Genomic DNA, 23,566 nt, shown 5'->3' with positions numbered 1-23,566 from the left:
CGGGCGTCAGCCGTTGGTGGAGCGGGTGGCCGGGGCCGGACGGACCGGCCGGAGCAGGGTCTCCGGGCTCATCGACCCGAGCAGCTTCTCCAGCGCGTACTCGACGTCGGACTTCCAGCTCAGCGCCGTACGCAACTCAAGGCGCAACCGAGGGAAGCGCGGATGCGGACGTACGGTCTTGAAGCCCACGGAGAGGAAGAAGTCGACAGGGGCCACGCAACCGCCGGCGGGGTCGTCCGCGTCGCCGAACTTGGCGTCGCCGAACGCCTCGATCGCCTTGATCCCACGCTTGGTCAGATCCCGGGCGACACCCTGCACCAGCATCCGGCCCAACCCGCCGCCGGAGAACGCGGCGACCACGTTGGCGGTCATCAACAGTGCCGCGTCCGCGGAGACCGGTGAGGTCGGGAACGCCATCGACCGGGGCACGTAGGCGGGCGGGGCGTACATCACGAAGCCGGCCGGCATGCCGTCGACGTACGCGAGTTTGCCGCAGGAGCCCCACTCCAGCAGCGTCTGGGAGACCCACGCCTCTTTCTCCAGGCCCGGATCGCCGGCGGCGCAGGCCCGGTCGGCGGAGACCGGATCGAGCTCCCAGTAGACGCACTGCCGGCACGGGCGCGGGAGGTCTTCCAACGTGTCGAGGGTCAGGCTGACCAGACGTCGCGACATATGGAGCATCCCCACAATAGGCTCGGTGGTGAGACCGGCATGGAACGACAGCGCCGCCTTCCTGCCCCCGACGAGCGATCGTACGCCGCCGATCGGCGATACGGGAGGGGACGCGCGAATGCCCACCGCAACGGGGACGCCGAGGACGGTCCGCCATGTGGTCGATCTGCTGCGGCACGGCGGCGGCACGAGACCGGCGGACTAGGATCGACAATCGGTGTGTCCGCCGCCATGGTCAGCGGTGTGCGGGGTACCCGGGGCGGGAGCCACTCGAGCAGCGATCGAGGTGAGGTCATGACCGGCACGACACTCGACGACTACACCGACCGGTACGCCCGGCGGGTACGCGGGATGACCGCCTCCGAGATCCGAGCACTGTTCGCGGTGGCCAGTCGTCCGGAGGTCGTCTCGCTCGCCGGTGGCGCACCGTACATCGCCGCCCTTCCACTGGACGCGGTCGGCGAGATGCTCGGTCGGCTCGGCTCCGAGCACGGCGTGACCACCCTCCAGTACGGCATTGGTCAAGGCACCCTCGAGCTGCGCGAGCGGATCTGCGAGGTGATGTCGCTCTCCGGGATCGACGCCGCGTGCGGTGCCTCCCCGGAGGACGTCGTGGTCACCGTGGGCGGGCAGCAGGCACTGGACCTGGTGGCCCGGCTCTTCCTCGACCCGGGCGACGTGGTCCTTGCCGAGGGGCCGACGTACGTCGGTGCGCTCGGCGTATTTCAGGCCGCCCAGGCGCAGGTCGTCCACGTACCGATGGATGCGGACGGGCTGATCCCGGAGGCACTGGAGACGGCCATCGCCGACCTGGCCCGCGCGGGCCAGCGGGTCAAGTTCCTCTACACGATCCCCACCTACCAGAACCCGACCGGCGTGACGCTCAGCGAGGAGCGCCGGGAACGGGTGCTCGACATCTGCGAGCGCGCCGGCCTGCTCGTCGTCGAGGACGACCCGTACGGCCAACTGGGGTTCGAGGGCGAGGCCCCGGCCCCCCTGCGGGCCCGCCGCCGCGACGGCGTCTTCTACCTCAGCACCTTCTCCAAGACTTTCGCCCCCGGGCTGCGGGTCGGCTGGATCCTGGCGCCGCACGCGGTCCGCGACAAGCTGGTCATCGCCAGCGAGGCGCAGATCCTCTGCCCCAGCGGTTTCGCCCAGGCCGCGGTGGCCACCTACCTGAGCACGATGCCCTGGCGGCAGCAGCTCAAGGTCTACCGCGAGGTCTACCGGGAACGCCGCGACGCCCTGCTCGACGCGATGGCCGACCTGATGCCCGAGGGCACCAGCTGGACCACCCCGGCCGGTGGTCTCTTCGTGTGGGCCAGCCTGCCCGACGGGCTCGACTCGAAGGCCATGATGCCGCGAGCGGTCGCCGCCCGGGTCGCCTACGTTCCCGGCACCGGCTTCTACGCCGACGGCACCGGCACCGACGCCATGCGGCTCAACTTCAGCTTTCCGCCACCGGAGCGGATCCGCGAGGGCGTCCGACGGCTGGCCGGTGTGATGGAGCAGGAAATCGCGATGCGCCGGGTCTTCGGTGCCGTGGGTGGTGCCGCCGGTCGACGCGGCCGGGCCGGCTCCGACGTGCCCGGGCCCGACTTGGCATGATGCCGGCATGGCTACGACCGCCGAGCGTCTCCTCGTGACCGATTCCGCCCTCTCGGCCGACCTGCGCGTCGTGGTGCTCGCGGGTGGGCTCTCCTACGAACGGGACGTCTCGCTGCGCTCCGGTCGTCGCGTGCTCGACGCGCTGCGCGCCGTCGGGGTGGAGGCAGAGCTGCGAGACGCGGACGTGGCGCTGCTGCCGGCGCTCGCGGCCGACCCGCCGGACGCGGTGGTGATCGCACTGCACGGCGCGACCGGCGAGGACGGCTCACTGCGCGGGGTGCTGGACCTGTGCGACGTGCCGTACGTCGGCTGCGACGCTCGGGCCTCCCGGGTCGCCTGGGACAAGCCCTCGGCCAAGGCGGTGCTCCGCGAGGCCGGCATCCCCACCCCCGACTGGGTGGCGCTCCCGCACGATCGTTTCTCCGAACTCGGCGCGGTCGCCGTCCTGGATCGGATCGTCGACCGTCTGGGCGTACCCCTGATGGTGAAGCCGGCGCAGGGCGGGTCCGGGCTGGGCGGGGCCGTGGTCCGGGACGCCGCCGCGCTGCCCGCAGCGATGGTCGGCTGCTTCGCGTACTACTCCACCGCGCTCGTGGAGCGGTACGTGCCGGGGATGGATGTGGCGGTCTCCGTCGTCGACCTCGGCGACGGCCCGCGGGCGCTGCCGCCGGTGGAGATCGTGCCGCGCAACGGCGTGTACGACTACGCCGCCCGCTACACCGCAGGGCGGACCACCTGGCACGCTCCTGCCCGGCTGGACCCGGAGGTGGCTGCCACGGTCGCTGATGTGGCCCTCGCCGCGCACACCGCACTCGGTCTACGGGATCTCTCCCGCGTCGACGTGATCGTGGACGCGGACGGCCAGCCGCACGTGCTGGAGGTCAACGTCTCGCCCGGGATGACGGAGACGTCACTGCTTCCGCTCGCCGTGCAGGCGGCCGAGCTGGACTTCGGCCGACTCCTCGGCACCCTGGTCGCCCGAGCAGCCGCCCGCCTCACCAAGCACTGACCCACCCGCCAACCCGTCGGACCGGGGCACCGCCCATGAGGTTGGCCTCTCGCGGGTCAACCTCATGGCCGGTTGCAGATCAGTGGGTCGCGCGTACGTCGGGTGTGTCGCTGCCGTTGGTGCGCGTGGCCGCGCGCGGAGTGCCGGCGCCCTTCTCGGGGCCGGTCTTGCTGACCGCCTCACCGGAGGCGCCCCCGGTGGCCGGGTCGGACGCGGCCGCGTTGGCGGAACCAGCCCCGTCGGCGCTTCCGCTCGCCGGGCCGCCGTGGGGCCCGCCGGTGGGCTTCTCCGCCGAGCCGACGACGTGAGGTCGGTCGGTGGGCGCCTCCGCCAGGCCGACGTGGAGTCCGTCGGTGGCCGTCGTGGCAGTGCCGCCGGATGCGGCGCTGCCCGGTGCTGCGGCGGTGGAGTCCTGGGTGCCGGAGGCCGGGATGCCGGGCAGATTGGTGGCGGATGCCGCCCGAGCGGGTTCAGCCGGCGGACCGCTGACAGTGGCCGACCGGGCGGGTTCAGCCGTGCGGTCGGTGACGGTGGTCGTCGTCGAGCCGGCACCGGCGTCCGAGTCCACGACCGGGTCGGCGCGGGGACCACTGTCGGCGTCGGTCGGATCGGGAGCGGAGTCGAGCGCCGGTTCCGGGATCTCCTCTGCCGCCTCGATGACCGAGACGGCCTCCGTCCCGGCTGCTGCCGCTGAGGCAGCCTCCGCTGCGGCAGCGGCATCCGCGGCAGCGGACTGGGCCAGCAGACTGGACGGTGCCTGCCACTGGATGCGGGGCGGCTCGGCGAGCGGGCGGCCACCGAACTCGGCGAGCCAGGCCGCGACGAGCGCCAGATTTTCCCGCCACTGCGCCTCGGAGATCGGCGGCAGGATCGAATCCCACAGGGACAGGAACGTGCCCCGCAGTTGAAGCCGGCCGTACGGACGGGCGAGGAACCACATGTGCAGATGAGCCGAGCCGTCGCCCCAGCGATTGACGTGCACCCGTGCCACGCCGTCGAGCGACCGGATGGCCCGCTCCAGACGTACGGTCATCACCCCCAACTCGGCGGCCAGTAGGTTCGGCAGATCGCCGAGGTCGAGGTGCGTGCGCGATTCCAGGATGAGCACCATGGGCAGGCCGGTGGGCCGGTCCATGGCGCGGACCCGCCACCGCTCGCCCACCCAGATGTAGGCGTCGTCGGGTGCGTTGCAGGCGGTGCATTCCCGGAGACCCTCGCCCTTCCGGGGCGGTTCGACCGGGACCGGATCATCGAGTTGCTTCACGTGGAGGTCACCCTCGAAGGGAAATGACGGCCACTGGGTGAAGTCCGGGACTGAGGGAGGGTTGTCGTGCACGACGCTGACCCTAACCGAGTCTGGCACCGCTGTCCCTACCTGTTCGAGCGGTCCCGGGCCACCGGATCGGTGCCCACCGCCGAACGGGTGCGCGTGGTCGCGCGGGCACCGAGAGGCGATATCCACAGGCTGCCGAGATCCTGAACACAGGCCGTCATCCACAGGCTCACACCCGCTCCCACGCGCTGTTTCACGTGAAACGGGGGGTGCCTGTGGACAACGGGTGTGGATAACTTTTTGGCCGGTCGGTCGTTGTCCGCGAACCGCCAAATCGGCGGGTTCGATGGCCACTGGAGACGGAATTGGACGGGTGCGCTCCAATCGGCACCGCATGCCGCCGCCGGCGCGGTGCCCAGCCGCCGACGACCGCCCGCTCGCTCGCTTGCCAGGCGTCGGCGGTGAGGGCTTGGCTCGTGCTCGCGGGCCCTCGCGTGCACACCTCGGCCCGGAAGCCCGGACGCCCGGATGCTCTGGACACCGGGGCGGGGAGATCCAACCGCAGCACCGACGTCGAGATCTGAGACGGGGAGGCGACTCCGCTCGACCGTCCCACCCCAGGGCTTCGATCGGTGCTAGTTAGCCGGCGTCTCGGTTTCACGTGAAACCGCGGTGCCTGCGAACCGCTGTCTCGGTTTCACGTGAAACCGCGCGCCCGAGGCCTGGGCGATCCGGGTGGTCCGGGGCCGGGCTCGCACTGGCCTACCGCTCGTACAACCAGTTCATGCGGCCCAGCGGCCCAGCGGCCGGGCGGCCCAGCGGCCGGGCGGCCCAGCGGCCGGGCGGCCCAGCGGCCGGGCGGCCCAGCGGCCGGGCGGCCCAGCGGCCGGGCGGCCCAGCGGCCGGGCGGCCCAGCGGCCGGGCGGCCCAGCGGCCGGGCGGCCCAGCGGCCGGGCGGCCCAGCGGCCGGGCGGCCCAGCGGCCGGGCGGCCCAGCGGCCGGGCGGCCGGGCGGCCTGGCGGCCTGGCGGCCTGGCGGCCTGGCGGCCGGGCGGTCCGGCAGCGGTGGAGCGACGGGACTCCCCACCACGGTCGCTGCGAGGCTGCTTCGGCAGACTGACAGCAGTCGAGAGCCGCGGCCCAGCTACGGATGACCTCGGAGACGTCGTTTCGCGCCACTGAGCGGCTCGCTGGCGCTTTGATCGGCGCATGGGGTGGTTGTGGGTCGAGTGGACCATCCCGGAGCCTTCTGCGACGCCTGTAGAGGTTTCACTCGCCACGCACTCACCTCAGCGGCCGCCGCTAGTCGTTACCCCGCCCGCCGCTGGCCGCTGCGTCCGCTCCGCCACTAGCCGCTCACGACGCCAGGCTCGTCCCCATCGCCGCGCCCGTCGCCACCCCCGTCGTGGCGCCCCCCGCCCGCCGCCCGCAACGCCCGTCACCGCGTCCACCGCCACGCCCGCAGCCCGGAGGGGCCGCGAGCCACGGGCCCCAGGCCGCGAGCCGCGAGCCGCGAGCCGCGAGCCGATGGTGCTTTCGAACGTGCGAAGTCAGCACGACCGACCAACCACATCCGCCCACCACTCCCGCCAGACTTCTCCTGCAGCCAGAGCGGAACGCCGGGCTGGCTGGGCGAGCCGCGAGGATGACGAGGGCCCATGGGTCGGCCAAGCTCGGAATCAGGGCCACCGTCCGTTTCACGTGAAACCGCGCCGACCCCGGGATGCGGAACGGCCGCGCCCCCGGTGGGGTGGCGCGGCCGTAGGCGAGCGGGCGGGGTCAGTCCTCCCCGCTCTCCTCCTGTTGCACTCCGATGATCCCGACGATCCGCTCAAGGTCGTCGACCGTAGCGAACTCGATCGTGATCTTGCCCTTGCTCCGGCCGATGTCCACCTTCACGCGGGTGTCGAACCGGTCCGACAGCCGATCGGCGAGATCGGTCAGGGCCGGCGCGTGCGCCTTGGGTCGCCGCTTCGCGGCCTGGCCCTTCGCCGGTCCGTCGTTGAGTGCCAAGGCCACGATCTCCTCGGTCGCCCGAACCGACAGCCCCTCTGCCACGATCCGCAGGGCCAGCTGTTCCTGGGCCTCCGCCTCGTCGAGACTCAGCAGGGCGCGGGCGTGCCCCGCCGACAGGATGCCGGCGGCAACCCGGCGCTGCACCTGTGCGGGCAGGTTCAGCAGTCGGATCGTGTTGGAGATCTGCGGGCGACTCCGGCCGATCCGGCGGGCCAACTCCTCGTGGGTGGCCCCGAACTCCTCCAGCAGTTGCTGGTAGGCGGCGGCCTCTTCCAGGGGGTTCAGGTTCGCCCGGTGGATGTTCTCGAGCAGGGCGTCGCGGAGCATCGCGTCGTCACGGGTGTCCCGGACGATCGCCGGGATGCTCTCCCGCCCCACCGCCTGGGCGGCCCGCCAGCGCCGCTCGCCCATCACCAGTTCGTACTTCTCGTCGTCGAGCTGCCGAACGACGATGGGCTGGAGGAAGCCGACCTCCTGGATCGAGGTCTTCAGCTCCTCCAGCGCCTCCTCATCGAAGACCTGGCGGGGCTGCTTCGGGTTGGGCATGATCGCGTCGACCGGGATCTCGGCGAATCGAGCACCGGGCACCGGGCTCAGCACGGGCTCCGGCTCGTGGACAGGCGCTCCGGCCGGAACCGTGGCGACGGCGACGGTGCCCGCGTCGTCCAGGTGCTCGTTCTCCGGCTCGGCCGTCGCGGTGCCAGCGGCACCCGGCGCCGGCCCGGTCGGGATCAGCGCCCCCAGGCCCCTACCCAGACCGCCCCGAGGACGGTTCTTCATGCCACGCCTCCCAGCGACTCGTCCGCACTACGCATTCCGGCCCACCGGCTCCTTGACGCCCCGCTCGGCGATCTCCTGGGCCGCCTCGAAGTAACTCGTGGCGCCCCGCGAACCGGGATCGTAGGTCATCACCGACTGGCCGTAGCTCGGAGCCTCGGATACCCGGACGTTGCGGGGGATGACCGCCTGGAGAACCTTGTCGCCGAAGTGGTTCCGGACGTCCTGCTCGACGGCGTCGGCCAACCGGGTGCGACGGTCGTACATGGTCAGCAGGATGGTGGAGACGTCGAGCTTCGGGTTGAGGTGCTGGCGTACCAGGTTGATGTTGTTGATCAGCTGGTTGAGCCCTTCCAGCGCGTAGTACTCGCACTGGATCGGGATCAGCACCTCCTGCGCGGCAACCAGAGCGTTGACAGTGAGCAGGCCGAGCGAGGGCGGGCAGTCGATGAAGACGTAGTCGAACTCGCCCGGGTAGGCGGCGATCGCCCGGTCCAGGCGCGACTCCCGGGCCACCACCGACACCAGCTCGATCTCCGCACCGGCCAGGTCGATGGTCGCGGGTACGCACCAGAGGTTGGGGATGCCCTCGACGGCCTGTGCCACCTCGGCCAGCGGCATGCTGTTGATCAGACAGTCGTACACGTCGGGGATTCCGGTGTGGTGTGGGACGTTGAGCCCGGTCGAGGCGTTGCCCTGCGGGTCGAGGTCGACCACGAGCACCCGGTTGCCGTGCAGGGCGAGCGCCACCGCAAGGTTGACGGTGGTGGTGGTCTTACCCACGCCACCCTTCTGGTTGGCGACGCACATGACCCGGGTCCGGTCCGGCCGAGGCATGGTCACCTCGCCACTGGGATTCAGGATCTGCACGGCGCGCATCGCCTCCATAGCCAACGGTGGGTCATCCTCTTCGCGCGTCGGGGTTTCACGTGAAACGTACGTGGGATCGGCCGCCACGGCGGCCAACGACTCGGTCGATGCGACCGGTGCGTCGGCGGCCACCGGCGCGGCGTCCCGAACGGCCGCCGCAGTGGGTTGGTGTGGGACGGCCGGCTCGAAGCGAACCGCCGCGGCGGTGTTGCGGCGACCTGAGGTCGACCGCACCTCGGCGGCGTTGACCGGTCGACTCGACGCCTCCGGCGCCCGACGACCAGTCGCCGGCTCCGGAATTGCCGAGCCCTCCGCCCGCCCGGCGCCCGACGCCGGGTCGAGCGCTGCCGGCGGATCGCCCTCGGTAGGTCCGGTCGATGGCCCGGTCGCGCCGGGCGACCAGCTCGGGTAGTCGGTTTCACGTGAAACGGGATCGCTGGTCGACCCGGTCACGCGTGGATCGTCGTACCTGCCGTCGTCATGCACCTGTCATCCCTGCCCGCTTCGGATGGTCGGTCCGCGCCCCGGTCAACTTGGCCGCATCCTCGCCCGCAACCCGGAGCGTACGGCCCGCGGGAGCGGTCGGAGACCCGCGACGTCCGTCACCCGCTCCACACTATCGACGCGCGGTCAGCCTACGGCGGACGGGCGCGGCCGGTCCACGTCGGGTTCTCATCCCCTTGTCCATCCGTACCGGTACAACGAGGCAACCCACCGGCCGGAAGCCCGATGGCGCGAAGTGTCAACCTCGGCGGGAGCGTCCACCGCGGGCGCGCTTCTTGGCCGCCGGGCGGGCCTGGCCCACCATCCGCTCGCGCACGATCTCCACGACAGTGGTGGGCGGGTCGATCACCCCGACGCCGCAGAGCTGCACGGCCGGCTCCCCGCCGCCGAGTCGCGCCACCACATCGGCGTACTCCTCGATCTCAGCGGCGGCGGACGAGCCCTTGAGCGCCAGCAGCCGACCACCGCGAACCGCCAGGGGAAGGCTCCAGCCCGCGAGCCGATCCAGGGGCGCGACCGCGCGCGCGGTCACCACGTCTCCGCTGATCGGCTCCCGGCCGCTCGACCCGCTGGCCGCCTCGTCGGCCCGGCCACGGAACACCCGCACCGACTTGGCCAGACCGAGTCGCTCGACGACCTCGATCAGGAACGACGTCCGCCGGGCCAACGGCTCGATCAGGGTGACAGTGAGGTCGGGGCGGGCGATGGCCAGGACGAGACCCGGCAGACCGGCGCCGGAGCCGACGTCGAGCACAGTCGCGCCGGACGGGATCCGCTCCGCGACCGCAGCGCAGTTGAGCAGGTGCCGATCCCAGATCCGGGGTGCCTCCCGGGGGCCGATCAGGCCACGGACCACCCCGTCGGTGGCCAGCAGTTCGGCGTACGCGGCGGCCAGGTCGAGACGGTCACCGAAGAGGGTCAGCGCGGCCGGGGCCAGCTCGGGCGGCAACGCCGCGTCGGCCGGTGACGGGGCGGTGTCACGCCCGGTCGATTCGGCGTCGGTGTCGGCGGTGGCGGGGGGGACAGCGGACGGCCCGGGCGGCGTGCCGCCCGGGCCGGACACGGCATCGGCCGTGATGTCGTCGTGGGTCACCCGGTCAGTCCGCCGGCCGTACGACGATGCGCCGGTTCGGCTCCACACCCTCGGACTCGCTCGCCACGCCGGACATGGCGTTGACGACGTCGTGCACGCACTTGCGCTCGAACGCGGACATCGCCTCCAGGCGGACCGGCTCGCCGTACTCCTTGACCTTCTCGACGGCGTTCTTGGCGACCGCGGCGAGTTCCTTACGGCGGTTCGCCCGGTAGCCACCGACGTCGAGCAGCAGACGGCTCGGCGTACCGGTCTGCCGGAAGACGGCAAGGCGGGTCAGTTCCTGGAGAGCCTCCAGGGTGGCCCCGCGCTGACCCACCAGATTCTGCAGCCGCTCGCCGACCACCTCGACCATCGGACGGCCGGCGGCGACCAGCTCGTCGATGTCGCCGTCGTAGTCGAGGATGTCGAGCAGGCCCTCGACGTAGTCGGCGGCGATCTCGCTCTGCCGGAACAGGTCGCCCTCGCCCACAGCCTTCTTCACCCGGGTGCCAGCGGCGGTGTCGGTGTCGTCGTCCGCCTCGGTGTCATCGGCTTCGGTGTCGTCGCCGTCCACCGCGAGCGTGGCGGTCTCCTCCTCGTCCAGGGACTGCTCGGCGCGGGGGATGCTGGTCTCGGTCACGGTCTCATCTCCGTACTCGCTCGGCCGGACCGTCGGGTCCGACTGGTTTCCCGGGGCCGGCTGGAGGTCGCCGGTGCCCACGGGCACGTCTGTACGGGCAGTGTCGCCCGTGGCCGCGCGGTGCGCGGTCGGTTCCGCCCCGGCGCCGGCCGTACGGCGGCTGCGCGGTGCGGAACGGGCCGCCGCCGGTGATCCGGCGGCGGCCCTCGAGGTCAGCCCTGCCGCTTGGCGGGGCGGCTCTTCTTCGGGTTGTTCGCCGGCTTGGCGCCCGGCTTCGGCCCGGCAACCTTGGGCGCGGTCGCCTTGACCGGCGCCGGCGGGGCGGCCTTGCCGCGACCGAACAGGCCACCGGACTTGGCGGGCTGCACCGGGTTGCGGCTGGCGGCGGGCGCGACGGCCTTCTTGGCGGTCACCGGCGGCGGGAACTTCCGCAGCACCCACTGCTGCTGGCCAAGGGTGAAGAGGTTGTTGGTGACCCAGTAGATGATGACGCCGATCGGGAAGATCGCGCCGGAGATCAGCAGCGACGCGGGGATGCCGTAGAGCATCAGTCGCTGGATCATCCGCTGCTGCGGGTCCTCGGCCCAGCCGGTCTTGAGGATCATCTGACGGCTGGTCAGGTAGGTGGTGGCGATCATGACCAGGACCAGGACACCAGCAATGATCTTCACGGTGCTGCCGTTGGCGCCGAGGCTGGCAAGCTCGTCGGCAGTGGAGCCGAACTTGCCGGCGATCGGGGCGGTGAAGAGCTTCGCCTGCGAGGCGCTCTGGAACTGGTCGACGGTCCAGCCGTAGAGCGTCTTGTTCTGCTTGTCCGGGTCGAGCCGGCGCAACACGTGGAAGAGGCCCAGGAAGACCGGGATCTGAAGGAACATCGGAAGGCAACCCATCAGCGGGTTCGCCTTCTCCTTCTTGTACAGCTCCATCATTTCTTTCTGGAGCGTCTCCCGGTCACCCTTGTGCTTCTCCTGAAGCTCCTTGACCTTGGGCTGGAGCGCCTGCATCGCCCGCTGCGACTTGATCTGCTTGACGAAGACGGGGAACAGGATCACCCGGACGGTGACCACCAGGAAGATGATGGAGAGGATCCAGGCGAAGTTGGTGCCGATCACCGCGCCGACGGGCACCCCGATGGCGTCCCAGGCAGAGTGCCAGGTCAGCAGGATCCACGAAATCGCGTAGTAGATCCAGTCGAGACTCAGACTCAATTCGGGGCTCCAGTCACATCAGCACGACGGCGGCCGCCCGGCTCCGGCACCGGGTCATGTCCACCAGGGTGAAAGGGGTGGCAGCGCAACAACCGCCGGGCCGCCAGCACGGCTCCCCGGAGCGCGCCATGCCGAACGACCGCCTCCTGGGCGTACGCACTGCACGACGGGTAGAACCGACAGCGAGCCGGCAGTGCCGGACTTATCCACCGACGGTACGCGATGATGGGCGCGATCAGCACCTTGGCACCGGTTGTCGACGGCCGTGGGCTGCTCTGCCCGGTGCCGCTCATCGGGACCGCCGTTCGCGCGGCGACCGGGCGACCGCGATGGCGGCGTCCAGGTCGGTGGCGAGCCGAGGGTACGACGCCTGCGCCGCGGCGGGGAGCGCCCGGACGACGAGAGTGCTGCCGGCGGGCAGGTCGGTCAACCGTTCCCGGACCAGCGCCCGCAGTCGGCGCCGGACCCGGTTGCGGACCACGGCGTTGCCGACCGCCTTGGACACGACGAAGCCGGCACGGGACGGCACGGACGACTGGTCCGCACTGTTGTCCCGTACCGGCTCCGGCAAGGTCGGTGTGCTGGGGTCGACGGTCGCCGGCACGGTCAGGTGGACCACGACGGCGCCACGTCCGGCACGTCGGCCACCGCGAACCGCTGCGGCGAAGTCAGTGCTGCGCCGCAGTCGCTGTGCGGCGGCCAGCACGACTGCCCACGTCCCCTGGACCGGCCCGGTCGGCTCAGGCCGACAGGGTGGTGCGACCCTTGGCGCGACGGCTCGACAGGATGGCACGGCCGGCACGGGTGCGCATGCGCAGCCGGAAGCCGTGGGTCTTCGCGCGCCGGCGGTTGTTCGGCTGGTAGGTGCGCTTGCTCACGTCAGGCTCTCCGTTTTCGTACGCGCCCCGCGCGACGGGATCGCCGGGGTCGTGTGGTGGTCCAGGCCACCTCGACGGTGGCCCACGATCGGTGCTGTCCGACGGAGCGGGGCCTCGGCGTTGCGGGGATGCGACCGCGGACAGCAAGCACCCATCACCCTAGCAGAGGGCGAGAAAGCAACCGTTCCAGCCTACGCAGGGGGGCAATGACCGTCAAACACCCCGAGCAGGGGACAACGGGACGCGCCCGAGGCCGAAGGGCGGTTTTCGCTGATGCCGACAAGGGCGCCGCCGCGCCGCCGGTTGATGGCGCAGGGACAACGCTGTTACCGTGCCCGATTGCGGTGAGCGTCGGAAGCTCCGGTCGTCGCGCAGGCAAGACCGGACACGGCAGTGAATCGTTCGGCACGGTGAACCCGCTTCAGCGCCCGTTCAGGCAGGGGCAGGTCCCACCCGCGTCCGGCGGCGGCCACGATCGGTCGGTACACAGGCTGTGGATAACTTGTGGATGACCACCGGTCGACCGTCCGGGTGGGTGTTGTTCCACCCGCGAACGCGGCGGGCCCGGGACGGCCGGCTGGCAGACAGCGGCGGCCGGGAGCAGAAGCGAGGGGGTGGCACGACGGTGGCCGGTACGACCGACCTTGCCGCAGTGTGGTTAGCGGCGACCGACGAGCTCGCCGACGAGATCATCTCCGCCCAGCAGCGTGCCTATCTCCGACTGACCCGGCTGCGAGCGATCGTCGAGGACACCGCACTGCTCTCCGTTCCGGACGCGTTCACCCGCGACGTGATCGAGTCACGACTGCGCCCGGCGATCACCGAGGCGCTCACCCGCCGGCTGGGCCGACCGATCCAGGTCGCGGTCACCGTTCGGGTGGCCGAGGACGCCACCGGCCGACCGGCGGGCACCGTCTACCGCAGCGCCCCGGAGACCGGGCAGCTCGACATCGACGGCCCGGGCATGACGCCGTTCGACGACCAGGGCGCTCGGCCGTCGGCCGACGCGATGATCCCTGAGCAGTCGGCCGCGCCGCGTACCCCCGATCCGGGTCCGCCACCCGCACCGGCGGGTCCGCCCCTCGCGCCGCCCGTCGACGGGCATCGCGCGGGGTTGATCCCGGCCAGCAGGGACGGGCAGGAGGCGTTGTTCAGCGCCGCCTTCGCGGAGCCCCTGCGGCCCTCCCGGCCGGGTCCGGACCGGCGCGGCTACGACGAACAGGCCGCCCGCCTGGATCCGTCGGGCCCCGACACCCGGCCCTACGAGCCCCGCTACCGGGACGACTCGGCGTCACCGCGCGACCAGCACGTGATCCGCTCGCTGCCGCGGGACAGCGGAACGGACAGCGGTCCGGGTCGTAGCGCGGTGGACCATCGGACCGGTGGCCGAGACGACCGTCGGTTGCCCGGTGCCGACACCGGTGGCAACCGGCTCAACCCGAAGTACATGTTTGAGACGTTCGTCATCGGCTCGTCCAACCGCTTCGCCCACGCGGCGAGCGTGGCGGTGGCGGAGTCACCGGCCAAGGCGTACAACCCGCTGTTCATCTACGGGCACTCCGGGTTGGGCAAGACGCACCTGTTGCACGCCATCGGGCACTACGCCACGACGCTCGGCAACGCCCGCTCGGTCCGGTACGTCTCGACCGAGGAGTTCACCAACGACTTCATCAACTCGCTCCGGGACGACAAGACCAGCGCGTTCCAGCGGCGCTACCGCGACGTCGACATCCTGTTGATCGACGACATCCAGTTCCTGGAGAACCGCGAGCGCACCCAGGAGGAGTTCTTCCACACCTTCAACACGCTGCACAACGCCAACAAGCAGATCGTGATCACCTCTGACCGGTCGCCGCGCCAGCTCGCGACCCTCGAGGACCGGATGCGAACCCGGTTCGAGTGGGGGCTGCTGGCCGACATCCAGCCGCCGGATCTGGAGACCCGGATCGCGATCCTGCAGAAGAAGGCTGCGCAGGAGCGGATGTACGCCCCGCCGGACGTGTTGGAGTTCATCGCCTCCCGGGTGTCGAACTCGATCCGGGAGTTGGAGGGCGCGCTGATCCGGGTGACCGCGTTCGCCAGCCTGACCCGATCGACGGTCGAGCTGTCGTTGGCCGAGGAGGTGCTTCGGGACTTCATGCCCGACGGCGCCGGTCCGGAGATCAACGCTGACCAGATCATGGCCTCGACCGCTGACTACTTCGGGGTGAGCCTGGAGGACCTGCGCGGCCAGTCCAGGTCCCGCGTGCTGGTGAACGCCCGCCAGGTGGCCATGTACCTGTGTCGGGAGTTGACCGAGCTGTCGCTGCCCCGGATCGGGCAGGCGTTCGGTGGCCGGGACCACACCACTGTGATGCACGCCGACCGCAAGATTCGTCAGCAGATGGCGGAGCGCCGCTCGCTGTACAACCAGATCGCCGAGCTGACCAACCGCATCAAACAGAACAGCTGAGGCGTACGACCGCCCTCGCGGCGGCACGCAGCCGCAGGACACGCCCGACCGGATCTCCGGTCGGGCGTTCTTTTTTGGTCCGTCAGCTGGACTCTCGACATGGTGGAGACCACAGGATCGAGGCCGTGACCGCCTCGATCCCCACTCGTTGTCCACAGCTCGTTGTCCACCGTCGGTGGATAACTACGATCCGTCCTCCGCCAGTTACCCACAGGCTGTGGAGAAACCCTGTGTACGAGGCTGTGGACGCCTGGGGACGACCGTCAGGTTATCCACCGATCATCATCAACCTGTGTACGAGCTGTTGAAGGTTCTGGGGATGACGGCAATGGTGATCTTCCCCGCGATCCACAGGCTTGGGGAGAAAGTCGGTGGATTACCGGTGGACAACCGGTGGACAACGGTGGACAACCGGCCGTCGTCGGCGGGCTGTGGACACACGAGCCGGTTGTACCCCCGGTTCTCCACAGCTAAATCACCGGTGGATAACCTGTCTGACCTGCGCAGACCTCGGTTTTCCACAGTTTGCACAGGTGCGATGAAGACGATGAGTTATCTCTTCTAAGAGAACAAAAACCAATCATCACCGTTGGGCTTTCTGTGGATCGGGCCGAACGCTGTCGGATCAGCCGGTCAGCATCGACACGATCCATGGGGTCGGGCGCACAGCCGATGTCCCCGCGCCCTAAGGTGCGATGGGTACCCGCACGGTCGGGCGGGACGGTAGGCAGCGGTCGGCATGAGAGAGTTGTCGCTGACGTCGACGCGGAGGCATTGATGAAGTTCCGAGTGGAGCGCGACGCGCTCGCCGAGGCTGTGGCGTGGACCGCGAAGAGCCTGCCCAACCGGCCATCCGTACCGGTGCTCGCCGGGGTGATGCTCCGCGTCACCGACGGCAACCTGCGGGTCTCCGGGTTCGACTACGAGGTCTCCAGCCAGGTGACCGTCGAGGTGCAGGGCGACGCCGACGGCGCCGCGCTCGTCTCCGGCCGCCTGCTCGCCGAGATCACCAAGGCGTTGCCGGCCAAGCCGGTCGACATCGCCGCGGTCGGCGCACATCTCGAGCTGGTCTGTGGCAGCGCCCGGTTCACGCTGCCCACCATGCCGGTGGAGGATTACCCCGCGCTGCCCGAGATGCCGCAGAGCGCCGGCACCGTCGACGCCGCAGCGTTCGCCACCGCTGTGGCCCAGGTGGCCATCGCCGCCGGTCGGGACGAGACGCTGCCGATGATGACCGGTGTCCGCGTCGAGCTGTCGGGCACCACCCTGTCGATGCTCGCCACCGACCGCTACCGGTTGGCGCTGCGCGAGATCCAGTGGCGGCCGGACGACCCCGAGGTGAGCATCAACGCCCTGGTGCCCGCCCGCACCCTGAACGACACCGCCAAGGCCCTCGGCCCGCTGGGCGGCGAGGTCACCCTCGCCCTCGCCCAGGGCGCTGCGGGCGAGGGAATGGTCGGCCTCGCCGGCGGCACCCGACGTACCACCAGCCGGCTGCTCGACGGCGCCAACTACCCGCCGGTGCGGTCGCTCTTCCCGGCCACGCACAACGCCGCGGCCCGGGTGCCGGTCAGCACGCTGATCGAGGTGGTCAAGCGGGTCGCGCTGGTCGCCGAACGGACCACCCCGGTGCTGCTCAGCTTCAGCGCCGACGGCCTCGTGGTCGAGGCCGGCGGCTCCGAGGAGGCACGGGCCAGCGAGGCGATGGAGGCCACCTTCACCGGTGAACCGCTGACCATCGGCTTCAACCCGCAGTACCTCATCGACGGTCTGGCAAACCTGGGCGCTCAGACGGCCGTGCTCTCGTTCGTCGACGCCTTCAAGCCCGCGGTGATCTCTCCCGCCGGCGAGGATGGCGAGGTCATTCCGGGGTACCGGTACCTCATCATGCCGATCCGCGTCTCGCGCTGATCGCGCCCAGCAACACCCAGATCCACGGAGGTAGAAACACATGCAGCTCGGCCTAGTAGGACTCGGCCGTATGGGCGGCAACATGCGGGAGCGGTTGCGTTCGGCCGGGCACGAGGTGGTCGGCTTCGACCACAACGCGCAGATCAGCGACGTCACGACCATCGCCGGCCTGGCAGAGAAGCTTGAGTCGCCGCGCGCGGTCTGGGTCATGGTGCCCGCCGGTGTCACCGACGCCACGATCGACGAGCTCGCCGAGGTGCTCGGCGAGGGCGACATCATCATCGACGGCGGCAACTCGCGCTTCAGCGACGACGCCCCCCGTGCGGAGCGGCTCAACCAGCGGGGTATCGGCTACATGGACGTCGGGGTCTCCGGTGGCGTCTGGGGCCGGCAGAACGGCTACGGGCTGATGGTCGGCGGCGCCCAGGAGCACGTGGACCGCCTGATGCCGATCTTCAACGCGCTCAAGCCGGAGGGTGAGTTCGGCTTCGTGCACGCCGGCCCCGTCGGTGCCGGGCACTACTCGAAGATGGTGCACAACGGCATCGAGTACGGCCTGATGCACGCCTACGCCGAGGGCTACGAGCTGATGGCCGCCTCGGAGCTGGTGACCAACGTGCCGGGCGTCATCAAGTCCTGGCGCGAGGGCACCGTCGTCCGTTCCTGGCTGCTCGACCTGCTCGACCGGGCGCTCGACGAGGACCCGGAGCTGGCCGACCTGAGCGGCTACACGGAGGACACCGGCGAGGGCCGGTGGACTGTCGACGAGGCGGTCCGGCTGGCGGTGCCGCTGAACGTCATCACCGCTTCGCTGTTCGCCCGGTTCGCCTCGCGGCAGGACGACTCGCCCGCCATGAAGGCCGTCTCCGCGCTGCGTCAGCAGTTCGGTGGCCACGCCGTCCACAAGCGCTGAGCGGTATCCACAACCTGTGTACGTTCACCGGCTGGAACTGGTCGACTTCCGCTCGTACGAGCGGGTGGCCGTCGACCTCCAGCCGGGAGCGAACGTCCTGATCGGCGCCAACGGTGTCGGCAAGACCAACCTCGTCGAGGCGTTGGGCTACGTGGCGACCCTGGACTCGCACCGGGTCGCCACCGACGCGCCTCTGGTCCGGATGGGCGCCACGTCCGCGGTGATCCGCTGCGCGGTGGTGCACGACGGCCGCGAGCTCCTGGTCGAGCTGGAGATCGTGCCCGGCAAGGCCAACCGGGCCCGGCTGGGTCGTTCCCCGGCGCGGCGGGCCCGGGACGTGCTCGGGGCGCTCCGGCTGGTGCTCTTCGCCCCGGAGGATCTTGAGCTGGTCCGCGGCGATCCGTCCGAGCGCCGCCGCTACCTGGACGACCTGCTGGTCAACCGGCAGCCCCGGTTCGCTGGCGTACGGGCCGACTACGAGCGGGTCGTCAAGCAGCGCAACGCCCTGCTGCGCACCGCGTACCTGGCCCGCAAGACCGGTGGCTCCAGGGGTGGCGACCTCGGCACCCTCGCGGTCTGGGACACCCACCTGGCCCAGCACGGGGCGGAGCTGCTCGCCGGCCGCCTGGAGCTGGTGGCCGCGCTCACACCGCACGTGGCCAAGGCGTACGACGCGGTGGCCGCCGGTCGGGGTGCGGCGAGCATCACCTACCGGCCCTCGATCGAGCTGGCCGAGCCGACCACCGATCGGGCCGCGCTGGCCGAGGCGCTGACGGCGGCCCTGGCCGCGTCCCGTTCCGCCGAGATCGAGCGGGGCACCACCCTGGTCGGCCCACACCGCGACGAGTTGGCACTGAGCCTCGGCCCACTGCCCGCCAAGGGGTACGCCAGCCACGGCGAGTCGTGGTCGTTCGCCCTCGCGTTGCGGCTGGCCGGGTACGACCTGTTGCGCGCCGACGGCATCGAGCCGGTGCTGGTGCTCGACGACGTCTTCGCGGAGTTGGACACCGGTCGCCGGGAGCGGTTGGCCGAGCTGGTCGGCGGGGCGAGCCAGCTGCTGGTCACCTGCGCGGTGGACGATGACGTGCCGGCCGCCCTCCGCGGCATCCGCTACCAGGTCGGCGAAGGGACGGTACGCCGTGTCGGATAAGCCAGGCACCGATCGGCCAGCGGCGGGCGATGCCCCGGCTGCGCGTACTCCTAAGGCTGCGGAGGGATCGGCGGGCGGTGAGCCGGCGGCGGCCGCCAGCGGGCCGGAGCTGGCCCGGGCGGTGCTCGACGCCGCGCTGTCCCGACGGCAGGCGGCGGCGCGCGCCCGGCGTACGCCCGGTGGCGGCGGCGACGCTGCCGGCGGCTCGGGGCGGCGGTTGCGCGGCTACTCCGGCCCCGGCCCCGATCCGCGCGATCCGCAGCCGCTCAGCGCCGTGCTGAACCGGCTGGTGAAGGCGCGCGGCTGGCAGCAGCCGGCGGCCGAGGCCACGGTGTTCGGCGCCTGGGAGCGGGTCGTCGGCGCGGAGGTCGCGCAGAACAGTCGCCCGGTGAAGTTGGAGAACGGCGAGCTGACAGTGGAGGCGCGTTCGACCGCCTGGGCCACCCAGCTGCGGCTGCTCGCCGGCTCGCTGCTCAAGCAGATCGCCAGCGAGGTCGGGCACAACGTGGTGCGCAAGCTGCACATCCACGGCCCGGCCGCGCCCTCCTGGGGCAAGGGCCCCCGCCGGGTACGTGGCCGGGGTCCGCGCGACACGTACGGCTGAGTCGGCCGTTCAGCCGCGCCGGTCGGCCTCGCGGGCTGCCCGCTTGCGTTCCCGCTGCTCCCGGGTGAAGCGCTTGCGCTCGGCCAGGTCACGTTTCCATGCCTCGCGGGCCTCGGCCGAGCCGCCCTGCACCGCGCCCTGCACACCCTCGGCCGGGCCGGCGAGGTGCCGGAAGGCCCAACGCATCAGTCGGCCGCCCTCGCCCGGGGTCCTGGTGATCGCGCCGTCCTCGCTCATCTGCCGCCCTCTTCCCCGCGTCGCCTCGCCGGTTCTCGCCCGTCGCACGAGCAGACCTTTGGGGCACCAATGGTTGGTGTACCAATGATCGGTACGATAGTCACAGTGCGGAGAGAGGGCAACCGATGAGCGAACGACCGGACGGCGTCGACCCGCTGGCCCTGGAGCAGCAGGTCTGCTTCGCCCTCTCGGTCGCCGCGCGCAGCGTGGTGGCCGTCTACCGGCCGCTGCTGGAGCCGATGGGGCTGACCCATCCGCAGTACCTGGTGATGTTGGCGCTCTGGCAGCACGCGCCGTTGTCCGGTCGCGACCTCAGTCGCCTGCTCCAGCTCGACCCGGGCACGCTGTCACCCCTGCTCAAGCGGCTGGAGGCGGCCGGCTACCTGCGCCGGGAGCGCGACCCGAGCGACGAGCGCAGCCTCGCTGTCACCCTCACCGCCAGCGGTGCCGCGCTGCGGAGCCAGGCCGAGCTGATCCCGGCCGCGATCGTGCAGCGGCTCGGGTTGCCCGTCGAGGACCTGCAACACCTGCACGCGGTGCTCACGCAGCTGATCTCGGCCGCCAACCGACCGGCCGCCCCGGAGACTGACGCGGCGGCTCAGGCGTCGGCGTAGGGCTCAGGCGTCGGCGTAGACGGCGAATCCGCGCTCGGCGCAGCGCCGGTAGAACGCCGCCAGCACGCCCAGCTCGGCGCAGGTGAAGTTCCACTGCGGCGGGTCACCGCTCTCGTCGCGCAGCGCGTCGAGCCGGCTCTCCAGCCAGCGCAGCTGCTGCTCGGCCAACCGACCGTCGCCGAGCAGCGAGCGCAGCACTGTGCTCACCGACTCGAAGGTGACCGCCTCGCCGGTCGCGCGGTGCGTGGCCACGAACCGTTCGATGCCGCTCGCGATCCAGGAGCAGCCGTCCGGGTCGATCACCGGGTCCTCGTCCTCGGCGGCGGCGTCTGTGGCGTACAACACACCTTCGAGGCCGAGAAGCAGATCCACCAACTCGGTGTACGCGGTCGCCCGGATGGTGCCGGTCTTCGCGATCAGCTCGGCCAGCGCCGCGGTCGGCGCGGAGATGCGCGGCAGGTCGACGATCTCGCCGAAGTCGACGAACTCGGCCGGCGCGACCGGATCGTAGAAGCGGCCGGTACGCGGCCAGTGCACCGCGACGTTGTCCAGCCCCATCTGTCACCTCTTAAAGAGCACGTGTCGGGTCGATCGGGTCGATCGTCCCGGTTCCAACCGGTAAAGATCAAGGCTGGTTCCGGGGCGCCGCAAACGTACGGCACTGACGCTTTGGCCGCGACCCCCGACCCGCCCGACCGCGGGTCAACCCGTTCCGGGGCGGCGCGTGCGATGGGGGCCTGGCGTGTGGGGGGAGTCGTGGGCGGCGGGGTTCTGCCGGCTATGGACTTCTCAGCCGCCTCGCTGAGGGTGCCGAGTGGTGGTTCTGTCCCCCGCGCACAGTAGGATTGACAGCGAGACGAAGACCCGGTGCGGGAGTGGGACGGGGCCGGTGGCCCCAGATTCATTCTCCACGTCGGGTCGAGCCGATCGCGATCCGCGGGCAACCGCGGCGACCGGCGCGTTCGACCCGCTGTCCGGAGTTCTCCGGTGCCGGTCCGCGCGCCGACGTCGCGTCCTGTCCGCCGAACCCGCGCCCGACGCGCCCTACCGGCGCGGCTGACGCGAGAAAGTGGCCGAGGGTGGCAGCGCAGGACAAGCAGGAGTACGGCGCAGAGTCGATCACCGTTCTCGAGGGGCTGGAGGCCGTTCGCAAGCGGCCCGGTATGTACATCGGGTCCACCGGCGAGCGCGGTCTGCACCACCTCGTCTGGGAGGTCGTCGACAACGCGGTCGACGAGGCGCTGGCCGGATACTGCGACACCATCGACGTGGTGCTGCTCGCCGACGGCGGCGTCCGGGTCACCGACAACGGCCGTGGGTTCCCCGTCGACCTTCACCCGAAGCTCAAGAAGCCCGGTGTCGAGGTCGCGTTGACCATCCTGCACGCGGGTGGCAAGTTCGACGGCAAGGCGTACGCGGTCTCCGGCGGCCTGCACGGCGTCGGTGTCTCCGTCGTGAACGCGCTCTCCACCAAGATGTTCGTCGAGATCCACAAGTCCGGCAACGTGTGGCGGCAGCACTACACCAACTCCAAGCCGAGCCCGCTGGAGAAGGGCGAGACCACCGACCGCACCGGCTCGGCGGTCTCCTTCTGGCCCGACCCTGACGTCTTCGAGACCGTCGACTTCGACTTCCAGACCATCTACCGGCGCCTGCAGGAGATGGCCTTCCTCAACCGCGCCCTGCGCATCCACCTGCTCGACGAGCGGGTGGCCGAGGAGGAGGACGGCCGGCAGCGCGAGGTCACCTTCTACTACGAGGGCGGCATCGCGGACTTCGTCCGGCACCTCAACGCCTCGAAGAGCCCGATCCACAAGACAGTGGTCGAGTTCGAGGCCGAAGAGGAGGGCATGTCCCTCGAGATCGCCATGCAGTGGAACGAGTCGTACGGCGAGTCGGTCTACACCTTCGCCAACACGATCAACACCCACGAGGGCGGCACCCACGAGGAGGGCTTCCGGTCCGCGCTGACCAGCGTGGTCAACCGGTACGGCACCGACAAGAAGCTGCTCAAGGGCGACGAGAAGCTCTCCGGCGAGGACATCCGCGAAGGGCTCGCGGCGATCATCTCGGTCAAGCTGGCCAACCCGCAGTTCGAGGGTCAGACCAAGACCAAGCTGGGCAACACCCCGGTGAAGAGCTTCGTGCAGCGGGTCTGCAACGACCGGCTGGTCGACTGGTTCGACCGCAACCCGGCCGAGGCCAAGATGATCATCACGAAGGCGTCCCAGGCGGCCCGCGCCCGGATCGCCGCCCAGCAGGCGCGCAAGCTGGCCCGCCGCAAGTCGCTGCTGGAGTCCGGCTCGATGCCGGGCAAGCTGGCCGACTGCCAGTCGACCGACCCCCGCGAGTCCGAGGTGTTCATCGTCGAGGGTGACTCGGCTGGCGGCTCGGCCAAGCAGGGTCGCGACCCACGGACCCAGGCGATCCTGCCGATCCGCGGCAAGATCCTCAACGTGGAGAAGGCCCGGATCGACCGGGTGCTGAAGAACAACGAGGTCCAGGCGCTGATCACCGCGCTGGGCACCGGCATCCACGACGACTTCGACATGGAGAAGCTGCGGTACCACAAGGTGGTGCTGATGGCCGACGCGGACGTCGACGGCCAGCACATCCAGACGCTGCTGCTCACCCTGCTGTTCCGCTTCATGCGTCCGCTGGTGGAGATGGGGCACGTCTACCTGGCCGCCCCGCCGCTCTACAAGATCAAGTGGAACAAGAAGGGCGACGACGCCCAGTACGCGTACTCCGACCGTGAGCGGGACGGTCTGATCGTGCTGCGCCAGCAGAAGAAGCCGAACGCCAAGCCGGACGACATTCAGCGCTTCAAGGGCCTCGGCGAGATGAACTACCCCGAGCTGTGGGAAACCACGATGAACCCGGCGACGCGTACCCTGCGTCAGGTCACTCTCGACGACGCGGCGACCGCCGACGAGTTGTTCAGTGTGCTGATGGGTGAGGACGTCGAGGCGCGCCGGTCGTTCATTCAGCGCAACGCCAAGGACGTGCGGTTCCTGGACATCTGACGGACTGCGCCGGATCGGTCGGGCACTGCCCGGCCGATCCGGCGGTCCACAGAGTTATCCACAGCTTGGCCGGTATCCACAGCCGTTATCCACAGCACGAAAACGACTCTGAGTCTGATAAGGGTATACA

General features: G+C 70.7%; 21 protein-coding genes. 9 read left to right on the top strand and 12 right to left on the bottom strand.

The annotated features are described in order from the left end of the window. Positions 1-6 precede the first annotated feature (6 nt). Entirely contained in the window at positions 7-672 is a 666-nt protein-coding gene (locus OG598_RS27125; RefSeq protein WP_091396576.1) for a GNAT family N-acetyltransferase, read from the bottom strand. A 294-nt stretch (positions 673-966) separates the two neighbouring features. On the opposite strand from OG598_RS27125, the gene OG598_RS27120 reads away from it, so the two are divergent. Together OG598_RS27120 and OG598_RS27115 are read left to right on the top strand one after the other, a co-directional pair. Then, the gene (locus OG598_RS27120; protein ID WP_091396573.1) at positions 967-2,280 is read left to right on the top strand and encodes an aminotransferase-like domain-containing protein; all 1,314 of its coding nucleotides are present in this window, start codon (positions 967-969) and stop codon (positions 2,278-2,280) included. Between the two features lie 7 nt (positions 2,281-2,287). Further along, positions 2,288-3,289, top strand: a complete 1,002-nt coding sequence (locus OG598_RS27115; protein WP_328651638.1) for a D-alanine--D-alanine ligase family protein — start codon at positions 2,288-2,290, stop codon at positions 3,287-3,289. Positions 3,290-3,368: 79 nt separating this feature from the next. Here the strand turns inward: OG598_RS27115 and OG598_RS27110 are convergent, their stop codons facing one another. The 9 genes from OG598_RS27110 to rpmH all read right to left on the bottom strand — a co-directional run bounded on the left by OG598_RS27110 (position 3,369) and on the right by rpmH (position 12,529). Then, positions 3,369-4,400: a hypothetical protein gene (locus OG598_RS27110; protein WP_328655447.1), complete on the bottom strand. Its 1,032-nt coding sequence runs from the start codon at positions 4,398-4,400 to the stop codon at positions 3,369-3,371. A gap of 1,940 nt (positions 4,401-6,340) precedes the next feature. Further along, a complete protein-coding gene (locus tag OG598_RS27105) occupies positions 6,341-7,357 on the bottom strand; it encodes a ParB/RepB/Spo0J family partition protein (protein ID WP_328651637.1) in 1,017 nt (338 codons plus the stop codon). Between the two features lie 27 nt (positions 7,358-7,384). Continuing rightward, on the bottom strand, positions 7,385-8,356 hold the full coding sequence (locus OG598_RS27100) for a ParA family protein (protein ID WP_442931535.1): 972 nt from the start codon (positions 8,354-8,356) through the stop codon (positions 7,385-7,387). A gap of 610 nt (positions 8,357-8,966) precedes the next feature. Further along, positions 8,967-9,821 carry a 16S rRNA (guanine(527)-N(7))-methyltransferase RsmG gene (rsmG, locus tag OG598_RS27095; protein WP_328651635.1) on the bottom strand — a complete coding sequence of 285 codons (855 nt, stop codon included), beginning with the start codon at positions 9,819-9,821 and terminating at the stop codon, positions 8,967-8,969. A 4-nt stretch (positions 9,822-9,825) separates the two neighbouring features. Then, positions 9,826-10,443, bottom strand: a complete 618-nt coding sequence (locus OG598_RS27090) for a Jag family protein (RefSeq protein WP_091397533.1) — start codon at positions 10,441-10,443, stop codon at positions 9,826-9,828. Between the two features lie 212 nt (positions 10,444-10,655). Continuing rightward, positions 10,656-11,645 carry a membrane protein insertase YidC gene (gene yidC, locus OG598_RS27085; protein ID WP_328655446.1) on the bottom strand — a complete coding sequence of 330 codons (990 nt, stop codon included), beginning with the start codon at positions 11,643-11,645 and terminating at the stop codon, positions 10,656-10,658. A 2-nt stretch (positions 11,646-11,647) separates the two neighbouring features. After that, a complete protein-coding gene (gene yidD, locus OG598_RS27080; RefSeq protein ID WP_328651634.1) occupies positions 11,648-11,944 on the bottom strand; it encodes a membrane protein insertion efficiency factor YidD in 297 nt (98 codons plus the stop codon). After that, positions 11,941-12,357: a ribonuclease P protein component gene (rnpA, locus tag OG598_RS27075; RefSeq protein WP_328651633.1), complete on the bottom strand. Its 417-nt coding sequence runs from the start codon at positions 12,355-12,357 to the stop codon at positions 11,941-11,943. Before rnpA ends, yidD begins: the two co-directional genes overlap by 4 nt. A 34-nt stretch (positions 12,358-12,391) precedes the next feature. After that, positions 12,392-12,529, bottom strand: coding sequence for a 50S ribosomal protein L34 (rpmH, locus tag OG598_RS27070; RefSeq protein ID WP_007453904.1), 138 nt, complete (start codon positions 12,527-12,529; stop codon positions 12,392-12,394). 508 nt (positions 12,530-13,037) lie between these two features. Between rpmH and dnaA the strand changes: the two genes are divergently transcribed. The 5 genes from dnaA to OG598_RS27045 all read left to right on the top strand — a co-directional run bounded on the left by dnaA (position 13,038) and on the right by OG598_RS27045 (position 19,559). Continuing rightward, on the top strand, positions 13,038-14,981 hold the full coding sequence (dnaA, locus tag OG598_RS27065) for a chromosomal replication initiator protein DnaA (protein ID WP_442931383.1): 1,944 nt from the start codon (positions 13,038-13,040) through the stop codon (positions 14,979-14,981). Between the two features lie 777 nt (positions 14,982-15,758). Beyond that, positions 15,759-16,892 (top strand): DNA polymerase III subunit beta, encoded by a 1,134-nt coding sequence (gene dnaN, locus OG598_RS27060; protein WP_328651632.1) that lies wholly within the window; start codon positions 15,759-15,761, stop codon positions 16,890-16,892. Positions 16,893-16,932: 40 nt separating this feature from the next. Further along, a complete protein-coding gene (gene gnd / locus OG598_RS27055) occupies positions 16,933-17,805 on the top strand; it encodes a phosphogluconate dehydrogenase (NAD(+)-dependent, decarboxylating) (protein WP_091396544.1) in 873 nt (290 codons plus the stop codon). Positions 17,806-17,821: 16 nt separating this feature from the next. Further along, complete coding sequence (gene recF, locus OG598_RS27050) at positions 17,822-18,955, top strand: DNA replication/repair protein RecF (RefSeq protein ID WP_328651631.1); 1,134 nt, start codon at positions 17,822-17,824, stop codon at positions 18,953-18,955. Continuing rightward, positions 18,945-19,559, top strand: coding sequence for a DUF721 domain-containing protein (locus OG598_RS27045; protein WP_328651630.1), 615 nt, complete (start codon positions 18,945-18,947; stop codon positions 19,557-19,559). Before recF ends, OG598_RS27045 begins: the two co-directional genes overlap by 11 nt. Positions 19,560-19,568: 9 nt before the next feature. Here the strand turns inward: OG598_RS27045 and OG598_RS27040 are convergent, their stop codons facing one another. Then, positions 19,569-19,796 carry a hypothetical protein gene (locus OG598_RS27040; protein WP_112726587.1) on the bottom strand — a complete coding sequence of 76 codons (228 nt, stop codon included), beginning with the start codon at positions 19,794-19,796 and terminating at the stop codon, positions 19,569-19,571. A gap of 125 nt (positions 19,797-19,921) precedes the next feature. Here OG598_RS27040 and OG598_RS27035 point away from each other — a divergent pair, with 125 nt between their 5' ends. After that, positions 19,922-20,410, top strand: a complete 489-nt coding sequence (locus OG598_RS27035) for a MarR family winged helix-turn-helix transcriptional regulator (protein ID WP_328651629.1) — start codon at positions 19,922-19,924, stop codon at positions 20,408-20,410. A 3-nt stretch (positions 20,411-20,413) separates the two neighbouring features. Here OG598_RS27035 and OG598_RS27030 read toward each other — a convergent pair whose 3' ends face one another. Beyond that, positions 20,414-20,968 carry a hypothetical protein gene (locus OG598_RS27030; RefSeq protein ID WP_328651628.1) on the bottom strand — a complete coding sequence of 185 codons (555 nt, stop codon included), beginning with the start codon at positions 20,966-20,968 and terminating at the stop codon, positions 20,414-20,416. 521 nt (positions 20,969-21,489) lie between these two features. Between OG598_RS27030 and gyrB the strand changes: the two genes are divergently transcribed. Then, a complete protein-coding gene (gene gyrB, locus OG598_RS27025; RefSeq protein ID WP_328651627.1) occupies positions 21,490-23,436 on the top strand; it encodes a DNA topoisomerase (ATP-hydrolyzing) subunit B in 1,947 nt (648 codons plus the stop codon). Positions 23,437-23,566 lie beyond the last annotated feature (130 nt).

It is taken from the genome of Micromonospora sp. NBC_00330 (genome assembly GCF_036136635.1).
Lineage (GTDB): Bacteria > Actinomycetota > Actinomycetes > Mycobacteriales > Micromonosporaceae > Micromonospora > Micromonospora salmantinae.
This window is presented reverse-complemented; position numbering and strand designations above follow the sequence as displayed.